At 72.9% G+C, this 17,447-nt stretch carries 13 protein-coding genes; 4 read left to right on the top strand and 9 right to left on the bottom strand.

The window, feature by feature from the left end:
- On the top strand, window positions 1-454 hold a 454-nt coding region (locus ABD308_RS20945; protein ID WP_344337464.1), incomplete at its 5' end, for a hypothetical protein.
- A 3-nt stretch (window positions 455-457) separates the two neighbouring features.
- Here the strand turns inward: ABD308_RS20945 and ABD308_RS20940 are convergent.
- A complete protein-coding gene (locus ABD308_RS20940) occupies window positions 458-1,432 on the bottom strand; it encodes a BtrH N-terminal domain-containing protein (protein ID WP_344337462.1) in 975 nt (324 codons plus the stop codon).
- The gene (locus tag ABD308_RS20935) at window positions 1,429-2,268 is read right to left on the bottom strand and encodes a MerR family transcriptional regulator (RefSeq protein WP_344337460.1); all 840 of its coding nucleotides are present in this window, start codon (window positions 2,266-2,268) and stop codon (window positions 1,429-1,431) included. Before ABD308_RS20935 ends, ABD308_RS20940 begins: the two co-directional genes overlap by 4 nt.
- A gap of 250 nt (window positions 2,269-2,518) precedes the next feature.
- On the opposite strand from ABD308_RS20935, the gene ABD308_RS20930 reads away from it, so the two are divergent.
- On the top strand, window positions 2,519-3,445 hold the full coding sequence (locus ABD308_RS20930; protein WP_344337458.1) for an NADP-dependent oxidoreductase: 927 nt from the start codon (window positions 2,519-2,521) through the stop codon (window positions 3,443-3,445).
- Between the two features lie 43 nt (window positions 3,446-3,488).
- Complete coding sequence (locus ABD308_RS20925) at window positions 3,489-4,418, top strand: AraC family transcriptional regulator (RefSeq protein ID WP_344337456.1); 930 nt, start codon at window positions 3,489-3,491, stop codon at window positions 4,416-4,418.
- Between the two features lie 145 nt (window positions 4,419-4,563).
- Here ABD308_RS20925 and ABD308_RS20920 read toward each other — a convergent pair whose 3' ends face one another.
- The 3 genes from ABD308_RS20920 to ABD308_RS20910 form a co-directional block, all read right to left on the bottom strand.
- Window positions 4,564-5,418, bottom strand: coding sequence for an SAM-dependent methyltransferase (locus ABD308_RS20920; protein ID WP_344337454.1), 855 nt, complete (start codon window positions 5,416-5,418; stop codon window positions 4,564-4,566).
- A 172-nt stretch (window positions 5,419-5,590) separates the two neighbouring features.
- Window positions 5,591-7,048 (bottom strand): aldehyde dehydrogenase family protein, encoded by a 1,458-nt coding sequence (locus ABD308_RS20915; protein WP_344337452.1) that lies wholly within the window; start codon window positions 7,046-7,048, stop codon window positions 5,591-5,593.
- A gap of 88 nt (window positions 7,049-7,136) precedes the next feature.
- Window positions 7,137-8,003: a helix-turn-helix domain-containing protein gene (locus tag ABD308_RS20910; protein WP_344337450.1), complete on the bottom strand. Its 867-nt coding sequence runs from the start codon at window positions 8,001-8,003 to the stop codon at window positions 7,137-7,139.
- 312 nt (window positions 8,004-8,315) lie between these two features.
- On the opposite strand from ABD308_RS20910, the gene ABD308_RS20905 reads away from it, so the two are divergent.
- The gene (locus ABD308_RS20905) at window positions 8,316-9,203 is read left to right on the top strand and encodes a hypothetical protein (RefSeq protein WP_344337448.1); all 888 of its coding nucleotides are present in this window, start codon (window positions 8,316-8,318) and stop codon (window positions 9,201-9,203) included.
- 191 nt (window positions 9,204-9,394) lie between these two features.
- On the opposite strand, the gene ABD308_RS20900 is transcribed toward ABD308_RS20905, so the two are convergent.
- From ABD308_RS20900 to ABD308_RS20885, 4 genes are all read right to left on the bottom strand, one after another.
- Window positions 9,395-10,855: a glutamate synthase subunit beta gene (locus ABD308_RS20900; RefSeq protein ID WP_344337446.1), complete on the bottom strand. Its 1,461-nt coding sequence runs from the start codon at window positions 10,853-10,855 to the stop codon at window positions 9,395-9,397.
- Window positions 10,848-15,461, bottom strand: coding sequence for a glutamate synthase large subunit (gene gltB, locus ABD308_RS20895; protein WP_344337444.1), 4,614 nt, complete (start codon window positions 15,459-15,461; stop codon window positions 10,848-10,850). The genes ABD308_RS20900 and gltB overlap by 8 nt, the downstream gene beginning before the upstream one ends.
- A gap of 438 nt (window positions 15,462-15,899) precedes the next feature.
- Window positions 15,900-16,619 carry a VIT1/CCC1 transporter family protein gene (locus tag ABD308_RS20890; RefSeq protein ID WP_344337467.1) on the bottom strand — a complete coding sequence of 240 codons (720 nt, stop codon included), beginning with the start codon at window positions 16,617-16,619 and terminating at the stop codon, window positions 15,900-15,902.
- 171 nt (window positions 16,620-16,790) lie between these two features.
- Window positions 16,791-17,447, bottom strand: a 657-nt coding sequence (locus tag ABD308_RS20885) for a prolipoprotein diacylglyceryl transferase family protein (protein ID WP_344337442.1), incomplete at its 5' end; no start/stop codon positions are given.

The following is a 17,447-nucleotide window of genomic DNA, read 5'->3' as shown; positions in this document are numbered from 1 at the left end:
GCTCACCGTCTTCGGCGAGTACGGCCACCACGGCTTCGCGCCGGTCACCGCCTGGGGGCTGGACGGCCGCCCGCCGCGCGGGGTGCCGGGCGGGTTCGGCGAACCGTGCGCCCGGGTCGGGCGGGACCTCCTGCGGGCGCCCGGCACCGGGGTGCCACCGGCGGGCCTGCGCTGGGACCTCTCGGTGGACACGCCCTCCGGGTTCCTGCTCGGAATGGCCACCGACGCCCTCCGGTTCGCCCGCGGCGCGGACCCCGCGCTGCCACCCGAGCGGCTCACCGTCTGGACGGCCGAGACCGTCCAGGACCATCTGGCCGGCTACGAGTTCTTCCAGTGGCCGTCCTGCCCGGGGCACACCCATCTGCTGAAGCCCGTCCTGGCGGCCGGCGAAGCCCGCTGGCGCTGTCCGGCCGACGGCCGCGAGCCGGGCCGGATCGGCGACCTGGGCGCCTGACGCCTACGCCGCCAGGCGGGCCAGCTCCCCCATCGCCTCGCGCTCGATCCGCGCCAGCTCCTCCAGCAGACGGCCGGCCTGCCGCAGCAGCGCCGCCTCGCCGGACTCCCCCGCCGCCCCGACCAGTTCGGCCACCTCGGTCCAGCCGGCCGCCGCCTCGGCGTAGCGGTCGCGGGCGGTGCGGACCCCGGGGTCGTCGAGCAGGTCGGCGCACTCGCCGAGGAAGTCCCGGTAGAGGTTGCGGAACAGCGCGCCGCCGGTGCCTGCCAGCTCCATCATCCGGGAGGCCCGGGGCAGTTGGATCTCCGGCCGCTCGGCGCGGGCCAGCCAGCCGGGCACCAGGCCGGCCGCCTTCGCGATCCCCCGGTGGCCGAGGTTGGCGATCGGCGGGTGCAGGAACGCCGACGCGCACGCGGCCATCGCCGGTGCCGCCACGTCCCGCAGGTCAGGGAGTCCGCCGCGCAGGGCGAGCGTGAAGGAGCGGTTCCGGGCGGTCATCGGACCGCGTTCGGCACGCGCCGCCGCGAGCGAGGCCAGGCCGGTGGTGACCGCGCCGCCCTGCTGCTCGGTGTCCACCAGGCGGGCGCGCTCGGCGTCGTAGCCCTCGATCGCGACCACATGGCCGCCGAAGTGCACCTTGGAGGTGAAGTACTCCAGGTGGTAGCTGTCGAGTTGGAGCCCGACCGGGCGCCCGGCGTCCAGCGCCCCGGTCACGTTCCGCCACGCCTTGTCGGCGGAGGCGGTCTCCCGGACGTCCAGCTCCAGGCCGAGCCGGTCGGCCAGCGTGCGGGTCAGCTCGAAGGGCTTGACCCGGCCGCCGAGGAACGGGAAGTCCAGCCCCTTGCCGTCCCAGTAGATGAACGACAGCCCGGCCCCGAGCCCGAACAGCATCGGCTCGGACAGCTCGACGCCCTCGTGGCGCAGCAGCACGCCCAGCGCCGTCGTCTCGCAGTGCTTCCCGCCGCGCGCCCGCGTCACGCCGCCTCCTCCGCCCGCTCCGCGACCCGGACCACCAGCCGGGTCGTCCACTCCTCCGCCGGGGCCTCCCCCGGTCCGACCAGGTACGCCTCCCGCACCGGCGCCAGCGGCCGCAGCCCGCGCTCGTGCACGGCGGCCAGCAACGCGTGGTAGGCAAACGGGAGTTGGGCGTACGGGCCGTGGTGCACCGTCTCCAGCGCCGGTCCTGCGGGCAGCGTCTCCCGCTCCAGGCCGGCCGGCGCGCCCTGCTCCGTGCCGGCCGTCTCGGCGCCGATCGCGATCCGCATGCCCTCCGCGAGGTCCAGCGGGAACAGCCCCCACAGCGGCGGACGCCACGGGGTGCCGTCCAGGCCCTCCAGCAGCCGACCGACGCACGCGCCGATCCGCTCCGCCAGCTCGCCCGGCCCGGCCACCGCCCGTACGACGACGAGCCGCCGCTGCGGCTCCCGGCCGGAGGTGATCTCGTACCCGGGCAGTCCGCCGCCGTCGGCGAGGCGCTCCAGCAGCTCCAGGCGGGCCCGGTCGCGGGTGATCCGCTCGGCGACCCGGTCGCGTTCGGCGCGCAGCAGGCGGGCCCGCTCCGGCTCGGCGGCGGCCAGGGTCGCGCCGATCACCGCGAGCGGCACGTCGAGTTCGCGCAGCAGGGCCACGGTGAGCGCGTCGCGGGCCTGGTGCGGGGCGTAGTAGCGGTAGCCGGTGGCGGGGTCGACCCGGGCCGGGGTCAGCAGACCGGTGTCGTCGTAGTGGCGGAGCTGTTTGACGCTCAGCCGGCAGAGGCGGGCGAAGCGGCCGATGGTGAGGAGGTCGTCCCGCGGGACGTCGTCTGGATCTCGCACGTCCCCATCGTGGACCCTCCCGCCGTGGGAGGGTCCACTTCGCCCGTCCTCCGGCCGGGGCGGCCGGTCGGCGAGACGCTGGGACATCTTCCCGAGACAGCGGGATATTCAGCCGCGCGCGGGGCCTGCCTACCGTTGATCACGTCACCGAACGTCACCGAACGCCGTCGGACGCCGTCGGACGTCCCGAACGCCGTCGGACGTCCGGAACGCCGTCGAGAGCACGGCCTTTCCGAGGAGGAGCAGTCCCATGCGCGCAGTCACCCAGAAGTCCTTCGGCGGCCCGGAGGTCCTGGAGGTCGTCGAGGCCGAGCGGCCCGCCCCGCTGGGCGGCGAGGTGCTCGTCCGCGTCCACGCCAGCGGCGTCAACCCGGTGGACGCGGCGGTCCGTTCCGGCGTCTACCCGCTGCTCGGCGAGCCGCCGTTCGGGGTCGGCTGGGACATCTCCGGCGTGGTCGAGCAGGCCGGTCCGGGCGCCCGGTTCAAGGTCGGCGACGAGGTGTTCGGGATGCCGTTCTTCCCGCGCGCCGCCACCGGCTACGCCGAGTACGTCGCGGTGCCCTCCCGTCAGGTGGCCCGCAAGCCCGCCTCGCTGGACCACGTGCGGGCCGCCGCGCTGCCGCTGGCCGCGCTGACCGCCTGGCAGGGCCTGGTGGACGCGGCGGGGCTGGCCGAGGGGCAGCGGGTGCTGATCCACCGCGCGGCGGGCGGCGTCGGCCACCTCGCCGTCCAGATCGCCAAGGCCCGCGGCGCGCGGGTGGTCGCCCTGGCGAGCGCGCCGAAGCACGACTTCGTGCGCTCGCTGGGCGCCGACGAGGTGCTCGACTACCGGGAGGAGGGCTTCCTGGGGCGGGTCGGCGAGGTGGACGTGGTGTTCGACTCCTCCTCGCAGGGCACCGCCTCGCTGGAGGTGCTGCCCGAGGGCGGCGTGCTGGTCTCGATCATGGAGCACTGGAACACCGCGCTGGCCACCGAGGTCGAGGCCGCCGGGCGCCGGTTCGCGGGCGTCTCGGTGGAGCCGGACTACGCCTCGCTGGAGGCGATCGCCCGGCTGGTCGACGAGGGCCGGATCCGTCCGCACGTCGCCGGGACCTTCCCGCTGGAGGACGCGGCCAAGGCGCACGAGCTGATCGCCACCGGCCGCACCCAGGGAAAGATCGTGCTGACCGTCGGCTGAATTCCGTAGGGTTCTCGGGGACGGCGGCGACCAGGGAGGGCGCGTGGACATCCTGACCGAGGCACTGAGCTCGATGCGCACGGGGCAGCCCGCCTCCGTCCGCACCGAGGGACGGGCCCCGTGGGGGCTGCGGCTGCCCCCGGTCGTCGGCGCCGGGTTCCACGTGGTGCTGTACGGCACGTGCTGGCTGGTGCCGTTGGAGGAGGGGGCCGCGCCGATCGCGCTCAGCCCGGGGGACGTGGTGTTCCTGCGCGACGGCCGCGGCCACGTCCTCGCCGACCAGCCGGGCACCCCGGCGGTCCTCGAACAGCCTTCGGACTTCCGGCCGTCGCTGCCGATCGGCACCGTGTCGATCGGCGGGGAGGGGCCGCGCACCAGCCTGCTGTGCGGCAACTACCACCTCGACCAGTCCCGTCCGCACCCGCTGGTGCGGCAACTGCCGGCGATCGTCCACCTGCAGACCCGGCACGGCCGGCACCCGGAGCTGAGCGCGGCGGTCCAGCTGCTCGGCGCCGAGCTGGAGAACCCCAGGATCGGTTCGACCGGCATCGTCCCAGCGCTGATCGACTCGCTGCTGCTGTACATCCTGCGGGCGTGGATCGAGGAGCAGCCGAGCGCCACCGCGGCCGGCTGGGCGGCGGCGCTCGGCGACTCGGCGGTGGCGCCGGCGCTCACCGCGATCCACGAGGCGCCGTCGACGGCGTGGACGGTGGAGTCGCTCGCCGCCCGCGCCGGGCTCTCCCGGGCCGCGTTCGCCCGCCGCTTCACCTCGCTGGTCGGCGAGCCGCCGATGGCCTATCTGACCCGCTGGCGGATGACCACGGCGGCCCGGCTGCTGCGGGAGTCGGAGGCCCCGCTCACCACGGTCGCCGCGAAGACCGGCTACGGCTCGGAGTACGCGTTCGCGAAGGCGTTCAAGCGGGAGTTCGGGCTCGCCCCGGGCGGCTACCGCCGGGAGGCCCGGACGGCCTGAACGCCGCCGTACCGCTACCCCCGGCGCCCCCCCCCGGACCGCAGGGGCGATCTCGTTCGCCCAGCGGCCGGGGGACGGCGTGCCGGTCCCGGCGCCCTTCTCCTTCGAGCTCGCGACCGCGGAACTCCTCCGCCGCCCCGGCCGGCTAGGGCTTCTCGGCGACGGCGGCCCAGATGCCGATCTGGGAGTCGGTGGGCTGCTCGGGGGTGTCGGGGCGCCAGAGGGGGGCGGTGACCAGGCCGGGGGCGGTGAGGGTGAGGCCTTCGAAGAAGCGGAGCACCTGTTCGCGGCTGCGCATGGTCAGCTGGGCGGAGGCATTGCGGTAGACGGCGGGGCCGCGGCCGGCGTCGGCGGTCGGGGTGAAGTCGAGGGTGCCGTGGGAGAGGACGAGGCGGCTGCCGGACGGCAGGGCGTCCACCAGGGTGCGCACGATGCCGTACGGGTCGTCCCCCTCGTCGATGAAGTGCAGGACCGCGACGAGCAGCAGCGCCACCGGCTCGCCGGAGTCCAGGGACCGCCGGACCTCGGGGAGGGCCAGGATCGCGGCCGGGTCGCGCAGGTCGGCCTGGACCACCGAGGTGCTCTCCGGGGTGGTGCCGCTCAGCAGGGCGCGGCCGTGCACCAGCACGATCGGATCGTTGTCGAGGTAGACCACCCGGGCGTCCGGCCGCACCCGCTGGGCGACCTCGTGGGTGTTCCCGGCGCTGGGGATGCCGGTGCCGATGTCGACGAACCGCCGGATGCCCTCGCCGGCGAGGTGCCGCACCGCGCGGCCGAGGAAGGCCCGGTTGGCCAGCGCGCTGAGCCGCACCATCGGGCTGATGGCGAGCACCTTCTCCGCGGCCTCGCGGTCGGCCGGGAAGTTGTCCTTGCCGCCGATGTAGTAGTCGTACATCCGGGCGGGGTGCGGGATCTCGGGGCGCAGGTCGGCGGGCGGCCGCGCCTCGTGGACCTCTCCGCCGACGAGCCAATCCCGGCCGATCTCCTGAAACCCGGTCACCCCTGCCACCCCTTCGGTCCGTTCCGGTCACACACGGTCGAACACAGTCCCCCACCGGTCCGACAGGCGCAGCATAGGGCAGGCCCGGCCGGCAAGTGGAACCCGGCCGTCCCCTCCACGGCGGGACGGGACGGCCGGCACGCGGTCGGAACGGTCACGACGGTCGGAACGGTCAGAACGGGAAGCGGCTGCGCCCGTGCTGGATCGAGATCCACTTCACCGTGGTGAACGCGTCGACCGTGGCGTCGCCGTTCAGCCGGCCCACGCCCGAGTTCTTCTCGCCGCCGAAGGGCACCACCGGCTCGTCCGCGATGGTCCCGTCGTTGACGTGGATCATGCCGGTCTCGATCCGCTGCGCGACCCGCACGCCCCGCTCCACGTCGGCCGTGTGCACGGCGCCGCTGAGCCCGAACGGCGTGTCGTTGGCGATCCGCACCGCCTCGTCCTCGCCGTCGAACGGCACGACCAGCACGACCGGCCCGAACAGCTCGCGCCGCAGGATCGGCGCGTCGGCCGGCAGATCGCCGAGCACCACGGGCGACATCAGGCTGCCGGTGGTGGTGCCGCGCAGCAGCGCGGTGGCGCCGGCGGCGATCGCCTGGTCCACCTGCGCGGTGAGGGCGTCGGCCTGGACGGGGTTGATCAGCGGGCCGATGTGGGTGGCGGGGTCCCGGGGGTCGCCGACCTTGAGGGTGGCGACCTTGGCGACGAACTTGCGGGTGAACTCCTCGGCCACGGCGCGGTCGACCAGCACGCGGTTGGCGGCCATGCAGACCTGCCCCTGGTGCACGAAGCGGCTGAACACGGCCGCGTCGACCGCGTAGTCGACGTCGGCGTCGTCCAGCACGATCAGCGCGCTGTTGCCACCGAGCTCCAGCACGGTCCGCTTGAAGTGCGAGGCGGCGACGGTCGCGACGTGCCGGCCGACCTTGTCGGAGCCGGTGAAGGAGATCACCTTGGGGACCGGGTGCTCGATGAAGGCGTCGCCGATCTCGGCGATGTCGGTGACCACCACGTTGAGCAGACCGGCCGGCAGGCCCGCCTCCTCGAAGATCTTGGCGATCAGGGTGCCGCCGACCACCGGGGTCTCCTGGTGCGGCTTGAGCACCACCCCGTTGCCGAGCGCCAGCGCCGGGGCGACCGCCTTCATCGACAGGAACAGCGGGAAGTTGAACGGGCTGATCACGCCGACGACGCCGACCGGCAGCCGGTAGAGCCGGTTCTCCTTGCCGTCCACCGGGGAGGGCAGCAGCCGGCCCTCGGCACGCAGCGACAGCTGCATCGCCTCGCGCAGCATGTCCTTGGTGAGCGAGAGCTCGAACCAGGCCTTGACGGCGGTGCCGCCGAGCTCGGTGATGATGTCCCGGGTGATCTCCTGCTCGCGGTCCTCCAGGATCCGCAGCGCGCGCTCGAAGACCAGCCGCCGGGTGTAGGGGTTGGTGGCCGCCCACTCCTTCTGCGCCAGCGCCGCGGCCCGGTAGGCCTGGTCGACCTCGTCCACGGTGGCGACGGTGATGGCGGCGATCTTGTCACCGGTGAAGGGGTCGACGTCGACGATGTCCCAGGAGCCACTGCCCTCGCGCCACTCGCCGTCGATGTACTGCAGCGCCAACTCGGAAAGGTACGACATCTGATCCCTCTCATGCCTACGGGAACGCACGAACATCGTTCGCGGTCGTTCGCGATCAGATCTGATCGGGGCTCATCGTACTTATCCGTCAGAGTTCTTGGCGTACGGAGCGAAGAAGTTCTCGTGTCCGCTCCGGGGAGAGGCTGTCCGCCACCAGACCGTCCATCGCGCCCGCGTACTCGGCGACCTCCGCCGCCTTGTCCAGGTACAGGGCGGTGGTGAACTGCTCCAGGTACACGATGTCCGGCAGTTCCCGCTCGTCGAAGGCCAGCACCGAGAACGCCCCGCCCTCCGCGCGCAGCCCGCCGAAGCCCAGCGGCATCACCTGCAGTTCGACGTTCGGCAGCTCGGTCAGCTCCAGCAGCCGGTCGACCTGCGCCCGCATCAGCTCGGGCCCGCCCCAGGGCCGGCGCAGCACGGCCTCGTCCAGCACCGCGACCAGCCGCGGCGCCCGCTCGGCCGTCAGCACCTCCTGGCGCTTGAGCCGCACCTCCACCCGCCGCTCGATCTCGGCCGGTTCGGTGACGTGCCCGCCGTGGGTGATCACCGCCCGCGCGTAGGCGGCGGTCTGCAGCAGCCCGTGGACGAACTGCACCTCGTAGCTGCGGATCTCGGTGGCGGCCTCCTCCAGACCCAGGTAGTTCTGGAACCAGCCCGGCAGGACGTCCCCGTAGCCGTGCCACCAGGAGGTCGCGTTGGCCGCCCGCACCAGCCCCAGCACCGAGGCCCGCTCCGGCTCCGCGTCGACCCCGTACAGCGTCAGCAGGTCGGCGACGTCGCGCTCCTTGAAGCCGACCCGGCCGAGCTCCATCCGGCTGATCTTCGACTCGGAGGCCCGGATCGAGTACCCGGCCTCCTCCCGGCTCACGCCCCGGGCCTCCCGGAGCCTTCGCAGTTGCGACCCCAGCAGCAGACGCCGCACCGTGGCACCACCACCCGCCTGAGTCGCACCCATCGCCTCAACCCTCCGCACCTCGCGCAGCCCCCCGGCCGTCGGCCGCAGTCTTCCATCAGGGACCGACAAACAACAGTCCTCGGAACACCCTCGGCGGAGTCACCCGACTCCCGCCCACCTCAGTGGAGCCGCCCGGACGACCCGCGTCCGGATACGCGCGGTAGCCGCGCCGTAGCTCCCCGAACGCACTCTAGTCCCCCGCCGTCGCCATGGACATCCCCAACCCCCTGATGTCCCCCCGGGAGCCACAACTCGGCCGGAATCGACAACGGTTGACGCAACCCGAGCGCGCCGGCGCGCGTCCCCGAGGATGTGCTGAGACGACTTCGCACCGCCGCCGTGGTCCTGCTCGCGGTCCTCCCCGTACTCACCCTCCCCGGTGACACCCTCCCCGCGCCCGCCGCCGTCCGCGACACCCCGGTCCCCATCGGCGCCCTGGAACGGGCCCGCCAGGTGGCGGAGGCCTGGCCCGGCTCCGAGTCCGACCGGATCTGGCACACCGGCTACCACCCCGAGCGGGACGGGCAGTACTGGCTGCCGAGCGACTTCGGCCGGAACGACCGCGCCTTCGCGGCCTTCCTCGGCGACCGGATCGACCTGGAGGCCGTGTTCCCCCCGTTCTCCGACCCGGGGACGGTCTCCTTCCCCGACGGGACCTCGCTGACCCTGCCGCTGACCGACCCGCGTACCGCCTACGAGGAGCTCGTCCGCTACCGCGACCACCCCTGCACCAGGGAGCCCTGCGACACCGTGCTCACCGTCACCGCCGTCCGGCCCGCGACCCGGACCCAGACCACCAGCCGCGGGACGGCGACGGTCCCGGTCTGGGAGTTCCGGTTCGCCGGAATCGACGACCCCTACGCGGTGGCGGCCGTGGAGTCGCAGCAGCCGCCCGGCCCCTACACGGTCGCGGACCAGGACCTTCCCGAGGGCGTCACGGACCTCTCGGCGGCCCGTCGCACCACCGACGAAAGCGGCTTCCAGGCCCTGCTGTTCCCCGGGAACTGCGCCGCCCCGCTGCCGGGTGCGACGTACGGGACCGCCGACGTCCTGGTGCTGATCGGCCGCACCGACGGCCGGCCGGTCGATTGCGGAACAACCGGCTACGGACGGGAGGCCCGGTTCCGGCTCACCGAGCCCCTGGGGGCCCGGGTGGTCCTCAACCTCGCCGGCCGCCCCGTCCACTTCCCCGCCGACTGAACCGCCGACCGACCCCACCGGCCGACCCACCGACCCAGCCACCCGACCCGACCCCGGGAAACGCGAAAGGCGCCTGCCCCCAAACTGGTCGGGGATGTGGGCAGGCGCCATGGACCGCGGTGGCCCGGCGACGCTGACGGGGTGCGGCTCGGTGCGACCCGGCGGTACGGCGCCGGGCTACCTGGACCGGATCAGACCACCAGCGGGCGGTCCGTCGGCCGGATCGGAGCGGGCAGCGGGGTCTTGCCGCCCAGGTAGGTGTCGACCGCCGCAGCGGCCGAGCGGCCCTCCGCGATGGCCCAGACGATCAGGGACTGGCCACGTCCGGCGTCACCGCAGACGTAGACGCCATCGACGTTGGTGGCGAAGCGGCCGTCCCGGGCCACATTACCGCGTGCGTCGAGGTCCACGCCCAACTGCTCGACCAGACCGTTCCGCACGTCCGTGCCGGTGAAGCCCATCGCCAGGGTGACCAGCTGCGCCGGGATGGCCCGCTCGGTGCCCGGCACCTGCTCGAACCGCCCGTCCTTGAACTCCACCTCGACCAGGTGCAGCTCCTGGACGTTGCCCTCCTCGTCGCCGCTGAAGTGGGTGGTGGAGACGGAGTAGACCCGCTCGCCGCCCTCCTCGTGCGCCGAGGTGACCTTGTAGGTCATCGGCATGGTCGGCCACGGCTGGCCGGCCGGCCGGTCCTCGCCGGGACGCGGCATGATCTCCAGCTGGGTGACGGAGGCCGCCCCCTGCCGGTGCGCGGTGCCGACGCAGTCCGCGCCGGTGTCGCCGCCGCCGATGACCACGACGTGCTTGCCCTTGGCGCTGATCGGCGACTCCACGAAGTCGCCCTCCTGCACCTTGTTGGCCAGCGGCAGGTACTCCATGGCCTGGTGGACGCCCTTGAGCTCGCGCCCGGGCACCGGCAGGTCGCGGGCCGTGGTGGCGCCGGCCGCGACGACCACCGCGTCGAAGCGCTCGCGCAGCTGCTGCCCGGTGATGTCCTCGCCGACGTGCACGCCGGTGCGGAACCGGGTGCCCTCCGCGCGCATCTGCTCGACGCGGCGGTTGATGTGGCGCTTCTCCATCTTGAACTCGGGGATGCCGTAGCGCAGCAGACCGCCGATCCGGTCGGCCCGCTCGTACACCACCACGGTGTGCCCGGCCCGGGTGAGCTGCTGGGCGGCGGCCAGGCCGGCCGGCCCGGAGCCGACCACGGCGACCGTCTTGCCGGACAGCCGCTCCGGCACCTGCGGGGTGACCCCGCCGCGGTCCCAGGCCTTGTCGATGATGGTGACCTCGACGTTCTTGATGGTCACCGCGTCCTGGTTGATGCCGAGCACGCAGGCCGACTCGCAGGGCGCCGGGCAGAGCCGCCCGGTGAACTCCGGGAAGTTGTTGGTCGCGTGCAGCCGCTCGATCGCGCCGGTCCAGTCGTCCCGGTAGGCGAGGTCGTTCCACTCGGGGATGAGGTTCCCGAGCGGGCAGCCGTTGTGGCAGAACGGGATGCCGCAGTCCATGCAGCGGCCGGCCTGCTTGGTGATGATCGGCAGCAGGCTGCGCTCGACGTAGACCTCGTTCCAGTCCCGCAGACGGACGTCCACGGGTCGACGCTCGGCCAGCTGCTTCGGGGTCGTCAGGAAGCCCTTGGGGTCAGCCACGTGCCGCCTCCATCATCTTGCGAGTGGTCTCGGCCTCGGAGAGGCCATCGCGCTCAGCGGCGTCCTTGGCGGCGAGCACTGCCTTGTAGTCGGTCGGCATGATCGTGGAGAAGCGGGAGACCCCGCTGCCCCAGTCCGCCAGGAGCTCGGCGGCGACGGTGGAGCCGGTCTCCTCGTAGTGCTGCTGCACGGTCTCGCGCAGCCAGTCGCGGTCCTCGGCGGTCGGGGCCTCGATGCCCACCATGCCGCTGTTGACGTTCGCCGGGCGCAGGTCCAGCACGTAGGCGACGCCGCCGGACATGCCGGCCGCGAGGTTGCGTCCGGTCTCGCCGAGGACGACGACCCGTCCGCCGGTCATGTACTCCAGGCCGTGGTCGCCCACGCCCTCGACGACCAGGGTGGCCCCGGAGTTGCGGACGGCGAAGCGCTCACCGGCCTTGCCGCGCAGGTGGATCCGGCCGCTGGTGGCGCCGTACCCGATGGTGTTGCCGGCGATCACGTGGTTCTGGGCGTCGTTGCCGATCGCCGCCGCGTCCCGGGCCGGGCGGACCACGATCACGCCGCCGGACAGGCCCTTGCCGACGTAGTCGTTGGCGTCGCCCTCCAGGCGCAGCGTGATGCCGCGCGGCACGAAGGCGCCGAAGGACTGGCCGGCCGAGCCGGTGAAGGTGACGTCGATGGTCCCCTCCGGCAGGCCCTCGCCGCGGTACCGCTTGGTCACGTGGTGGCCGAGCATGGTGCCGGCGGTCCGGTTGACGTTGCGGATCGGCAGCTGGATGCGGACGGCGTCGCCGTTCTCCAGGGCGTCCTGGGCCAGGTCGATCAGCTGGTTGTCCAGGGCCTTGTCGAGCGCGTGGTCCTGCGTGGTGGTGCGGTGCAGGGCCGCGCCCTCGGGCAGCTCGGGCACGTGGAACAGCGGGGCCAGGTCGAGCCCGGCGGCCTTCCAGTGGTCGACGGCGGCCTCGGCGTCGATGTGCTCGGCGTGGCCGACGGCCTCCTCGATCGAGCGGAAGCCCAGCGAGGCCAGGATCTCCCGGACCTCCTCGGCGATGAACTCGAAGAAGTTGACCACGAACTCCGGCTTGCCGGAGAACCGCTCGCGCAGCACCGGGTTCTGGGTGGCGACGCCGACCGGGCAGGTGTCCAGGTGGCAGACGCGCATCATGATGCAGCCGGAGACCACCAGCGGGGCGGTCGCGAACCCGAACTCCTCGGCGCCCAGCAGGGCGGCGATGACGACGTCGCGGCCGGTCTTCAGCTGGCCGTCGGTCTGCACCACGATCCGGTCGCGCAGTCCGTTGAGCAGCAGGGTCTGCTGGGTCTCGGCGAGGCCGAGCTCCCAGGGGCCGCCCGCGTGCTTGAGCGAGGTGAGCGGCGAGGCGCCGGTGCCGCCGTCGTGGCCGGAGACCAGCACCACGTCCGCGTGTGCCTTGGAGACGCCGGCCGCGACCGTGCCGACGCCGACCTCGGAGACCAGCTTCACGTGGACGCGGGCCTCGGGGTTGGCGTTCTTGAGGTCGTGGATCAGCTGCGCCAGGTCCTCGATCGAGTAGATGTCGTGGTGCGGCGGCGGCGAGATCAGGCCGACACCCGGGGTGGAGTGCCGGGTCCTGGCGACCCACGGGTACACCTTGTGGCCGGGCAGCTGGCCGCCCTCACCGGGCTTGGCGCCCTGGGCCATCTTGATCTGGATGTCGTCGGCGTTGACCAGGTACTCGGAGGTGACGCCGAACCGGCCGGAGGCGACCTGCTTGATCGCCGAGCGGCGCTCGGGGTCGTACAGGCGGTCCGGGTCCTCGCCGCCCTCGCCGGTGTTGGACTTGCCGCCGAGGCGGTTCATCGCGACGGCCAGGGTCTCGTGCGCCTCGCGGGAGATCGAGCCGTAGGACATGGCGCCGGTGGAGAACCGCTTGACGATCTCGGAGACCGGCTCGACCTCCTCGACCGGCACCGGGGTGCGGCCGTGCGCGTCGAGCCTGAACAGGCCGCGCAGCGTCATCAGCCGCTCGGACTGCTCGTTCACCCGGTCGGTGTACTGCTTGAAGATGTCGTACCGGCGGTTGCGGGTGGAGTGCTGCAGCCGGAATACGGTGTCCGGGTCGAACAGGTGCGGCTCGCCCTCGCGGCGCCACTGGTACTCGCCGCCGATCTCCAGCGCGCGGTGCGCGGCGGGGATGCCGGAGGCGGGGTACGCCTTGGCGTGCCGGGCCGCGGTCTCCTTGGCGATCTCGTCCAGACCGATGCCGCCGAGCTTGGTGGTGGTGCCGGCGAAGTAGCCGTCCACCAGCTCCTGGGCGAGGCCGATCGCCTCGAAGACCTGGGCGCCGCGGTAGGAGGCGACGGTGGAGATGCCCATCTTGGACATCACCTTCAGCACGCCCTTGCCGAGCGCCTTGATCAGGTTCTTGATCGCCTTCTCGGGCTCGATGCCGGTCAGGAAGGTGCCCTGGGCGACCAGGTCCTCGACCGATTCCATGGCCAGGTACGGGTTGACCGCGCCGGCGCCGTAGCCGATCAGCAGCGCGACGTGGTGCACCTCGCGGACGTCGCCCGCCTCGACCAGCAGCGACACCCGGGTGCGCTGCTTGGTGCGGATCAGGTGGTGGTGGACCGCCGAGGTGAGCAGCAGCGAGGGGATCGGGGCGTGCTCGGCGTCCGAGTGCCGGTCGGAGAGCACGATGATCCGGGCACCGTCGGCGATCGCCGCGTCCGCCTCGGCGGCGATCGCGGCCAGCCGCGCGGCCAGCGCCTCGCCGCCGCCGGCGACCTTGTACAGGCCGGACAGCGTGACGGCCTTGAGGCCGGGCTGGTCGCCGTCCGCGTTGATGTGGACCAGCTTGGCCAGCTCGTCGTTGTCGATCACCGGGAAGGTGATGCCGACGGAGCGGCAGGCGGCGGCCTCGGCGGCCAGCAGGTTGCCCTCGGGGCCGAGGTTGGACAGCAGCGAGGTGACCAGTTCCTCGCGGATGGCGTCCAGCGGCGGGTTGGTGACCTGCGCGAAGAGCTGCACGAAGTAGTCGAACAGCAGGCGCGGCTTCTCGCTGAGCGCCGCGATCGGCGAGTCGGTGCCCATCGAGCCGAGCGCCTCGGCGCCGGTCTTCGCCATCGGCGCCAGGATGACCCGCAGCTCCTCCTCCGTGTAGCCGAAGGTCTGCTGGCGGCGGGTGACCGAGGCGTGGGTGTGCGCGATGTGCTCGCGCTCGGGGAGCGTGGCCAGCTGGATCTGGCCGCTCTCGACCCACTCCTCGTAGGGGTGCTCGGCGGCCAGCGCCGACTTGATCTCCTCGTCCTCGACGATGCGGTGTTCGGCGGTGTCGACGAGGAACATCCGGCCGGGCTGCAGCCGGCCCTTCTTGACCACCCGGGTCTGCTCGATGTCGAGCACGCCGACCTCGGAGGAGAGGACGACCAGGCCGTCCTCGGTGATCCAGTAGCGGGCGGGGCGCAGGCCGTTGCGGTCCAGCACGGCGCCGATCCGCGTGCCGTCGGTGAAGGTGACGCAGGCCGGGCCGTCCCAGGGCTCCATCAGGTTGGAGTGGTACCGGTAGAACGCGCGGCGGGCCGGGTCCATGGTGGCGTGGTTCTCCCACGCCTCCGGGATCATCATCAGCACGGCGTGCGGCAGCGAGCGGCCGCCGAGGTGGAGCAGCTCCAGGACCTCGTCGAAGGAGGCGGAGTCGGAGTGGTCCGGGGTGCAGATCGGGAAGATCCGGTCGAGACCCTGCCCGTTCCGGTTGGCGGGGATGAGGTCGGTGGCGAGCTGGGACTCCCGGGCGGTCATCCAGTTCCGGTTGCCCTTGACCGTGTTGATCTCGCCGTTGTGCGCGACGAACCGGTACGGGTGGGCGAGCGGCCAGCTCGGGAAGGTGTTGGTGGAGAACCGGGAGTGCACCAGGCCGAGCGCGGAGGCGTAGAGCCGGTCCGACAGGTCGGGGAAGAAGGGCTCCAGCTGGCCGGTGGTCAGCATGCCCTTGTAGACGATGGTGCGCGCGGACAGCGACGGGAAGTAGACCCCGGCCTCGCGCTCGGAGCGCTTGCGGACCACGAAGGCGACCCGGTCCAGTTCGAGGCCGGACCGGCCCTGGCCGACCAGGAAGAGCTGGCGGAAGCGCGGCATCACCCCGCGCGCGGTGGCGCCCAGCAGGTCGGGGCTGACCGGGACGTCGCGCCAGCCGAGGACGGTCAGGTCCTCCTCGGCCGCGATCGCCTCGATCCGGGCGACGGCGGCGGCGTCCTCGTCGTCGGCGTCGGGCAGGAAGGCGATGCCGACCGCGTAGGCGCCGGCCTCGGGGAGGTCGAAGGGGACGTTGGCCCGGAGGAAGGCGTCCGGGATCTGGGTGAGGATGCCCGCGCCGTCACCGGAGTCCGGCTCGGCGCCGGTGGCGCCGCGGTGCTCCAGGTTGCGCAGGACGGTCAGCGCCTGCTCGACGACGGTGTGGTCGGCGATGCCGGTCAGCGTGGCGACGAATCCGACGCCACAGGCGTCGTGCTCGTTTCGCGGGTCGTACAGGCCCTGAGCAGCAGGTCGCGCATCCGGAACGAGCGCGTACGGCGCGCGGGCGCCGGCCTGGGGCTCGTTGGCGGAGTGCGTGGATGCAGACAGCATCGGCTCTCCCGTCGTCGTCTTTTCGAAACTGGTGCAGTAGGGACGACGTTGGCCCTGATGCGATTGAGGCACGCACGTTACATGATGCAGAAGGTCCCGGGAAGCGGATTCCAGTGTCCACATCGCGGACGGATCGGCAGGTCACCGGGCGGTGAGGGGACGCGCCACAGCGCACGTCCCGACGATTGTGCCCGGCGCTCCCCGGCCTGAAACAGGGCCGACATCACAGGCCCACGGGCGTCGATCAAAGCGGCCTGGGATTCCATCTCGGAAATCGATCCGGAGATGCGATTCCTTGGTCGACCAGACCACATGGCGAGACAAGGCCAGGCGCCATCGGGCCACCGTGTGTGCAACCTCACCCGTTCGGGCGCATAACAATGCAACGGCACCGGTGCCCGGACGGCCCGCCCGCAGGCCTACGGGCCCGCCCGAACGTCAGACCTGCCCGCCGATCAGCGCGCCCAGCAGGTAGGTCACCCCGGCCGCGGCCCCGCCCAGCAGCAGCTGCCGCACGCCGCTGTACCACCACGTGCGCGCCGTCACCCGGGCCACCACGGCACCGCAGGTGAACAGGCCGACCGCCGCGACCAGCAGCGCCGGCACCAGCGAGGTCGCGCCCAGCAGGTACGGCAGCAGCGGCAGCAGGGCGCCCACCGCGAAGCAGACGAACGAGGAGGCGGCCGCCACCCAGGGCGAGGGCAGGTCGTTGGGATCCACGCCGAGCTCCTCCCGGGCGTGGATCTCCAGGGTCTGCTCCGGGTCGGCGGACAGCTGCCGCGCCACCTCGTGGGCGAGCCCGGGGTCCACCCCGCGCTCGACGTAGAGCTGGGCCAGCTCGGCCAGCTCGCCGTGCGGGTTGCGGCGCAGCTCCAGCCGCTCGGCCTCGATCTCGGCCTGCACCAGCTCCCGCTGGGAGGCCACCGAGGTGTACTCCCCCGCCGCCATCGAGCAGGCGCCGGCCGCCAGCCCGGCCAGGCCGGTGAGCACCACGGTGCTGTTGGAGACGGCGCCGCCGACCACACCGGTCATCAGCGCGAAGTTGGAGACCAGGCCGTCCATCGCGCCGAACACCGCCGGTCGCAGCCAGCCGCCGTTGACGTCCCGGTGGTGCCCGGCGGCGGGTATCCGGGGCTGGTGTCCGGTCTCGTGATCCAGGGCGGTCGCAGTCACGGCCGTGCCCCTCCCTCCATTGGTCCGATCGCCTTGCCTATCGACCGTAGCCCTGTTGAGCTGCGCATTTCCAGCAAAGTAAGGCTGTCCGAACATGGCTCCGGCCGCCCTCCGCACGGGGTGCGGGGAGCGGCCGGGGGTGGGGATCGGCGCAGGTCAGGCGGGGTGCTTGGCGCCCTTCTCCAGCTTGTCGAGCTTCTCGGCGAGCCCGTCCGAGGGCCGGCCGCCGGACTTCCCGTCCCGCTTCGCCTCCGGCAGGTCGTCCTCCGGCCGGTCGTCCTTCGGCCCGTCGGCCGGCGCCGCGGCGTCCGCCTCGGCACGCGCCATCGGGTCGATGCTCGCCGGGTCCTCCCGCCCGGGCCGCTTCTTCCCGACGACCACGAAGTACGCCACGGCGCCGATGAAGACGAGGATCGCCACCCAGTCGTTCAGCCGCAGGCCGAAGAACTCGTGCGCCTCGTCGACCCGCAGCCACTCGGTCCAGAACCGGCCCGCCGTGTACCCGGCGACGTACAGCGCGAAGGCCCGCCCGTGGCCCAGGGTGAACCGCTTGTCCGCCCAGATCACCAGCGCGGCGACGCCCACGCACCAGAGCGACTCGTAGAGGAAGGTCGGGTGGTGGACGGTGGTGACCACCTCGCCGCCGGGCAGCGTCGTCGTGATCTTCAGGCCCCACGGCAGGGTGGTCTCCCGCCCGTACAGCTCCTGGTTGAACCAGTTGCCCCAGCGGCCGAGCGCCTGGGCGAGCGCGATGCCCGGGGCGATCGCGTCCGCGTAGGCGGGCAGCGGGACGCCGCGGCGGCGGGCGCCGAT

Source organism: Kitasatospora putterlickiae (genome assembly GCF_039527695.1).
GTDB lineage: Bacteria > Actinomycetota > Actinomycetes > Streptomycetales > Streptomycetaceae > Kitasatospora > Kitasatospora putterlickiae.
This window is presented reverse-complemented; position numbering and strand designations above follow the sequence as displayed.

Excerpts from the sequence above, each read along its gene's own strand:
- ABD308_RS20930 (WP_344337458.1), top strand. The coding sequence starts at position 2,519 with ATGCGCGCAGTCACCCAGAAGTCCTTCGGCGGCCCGGAGGTCCTGGAG.
- ABD308_RS20915 (WP_344337452.1), bottom strand. The coding sequence starts at position 7,048 with ATGTCGTACCTTTCCGAGTTGGCGCTGCAGTACATCGACGGCGAGTGG.
- ABD308_RS20910 (WP_344337450.1), bottom strand. The coding sequence starts at position 8,003 with ATGGGTGCGACTCAGGCGGGTGGTGGTGCCACGGTGCGGCGTCTGCTG.
- gltB (WP_344337444.1), bottom strand. The coding sequence starts at position 15,461 with ATGCTGTCTGCATCCACGCACTCCGCCAACGAGCCCCAGGCCGGCGCC.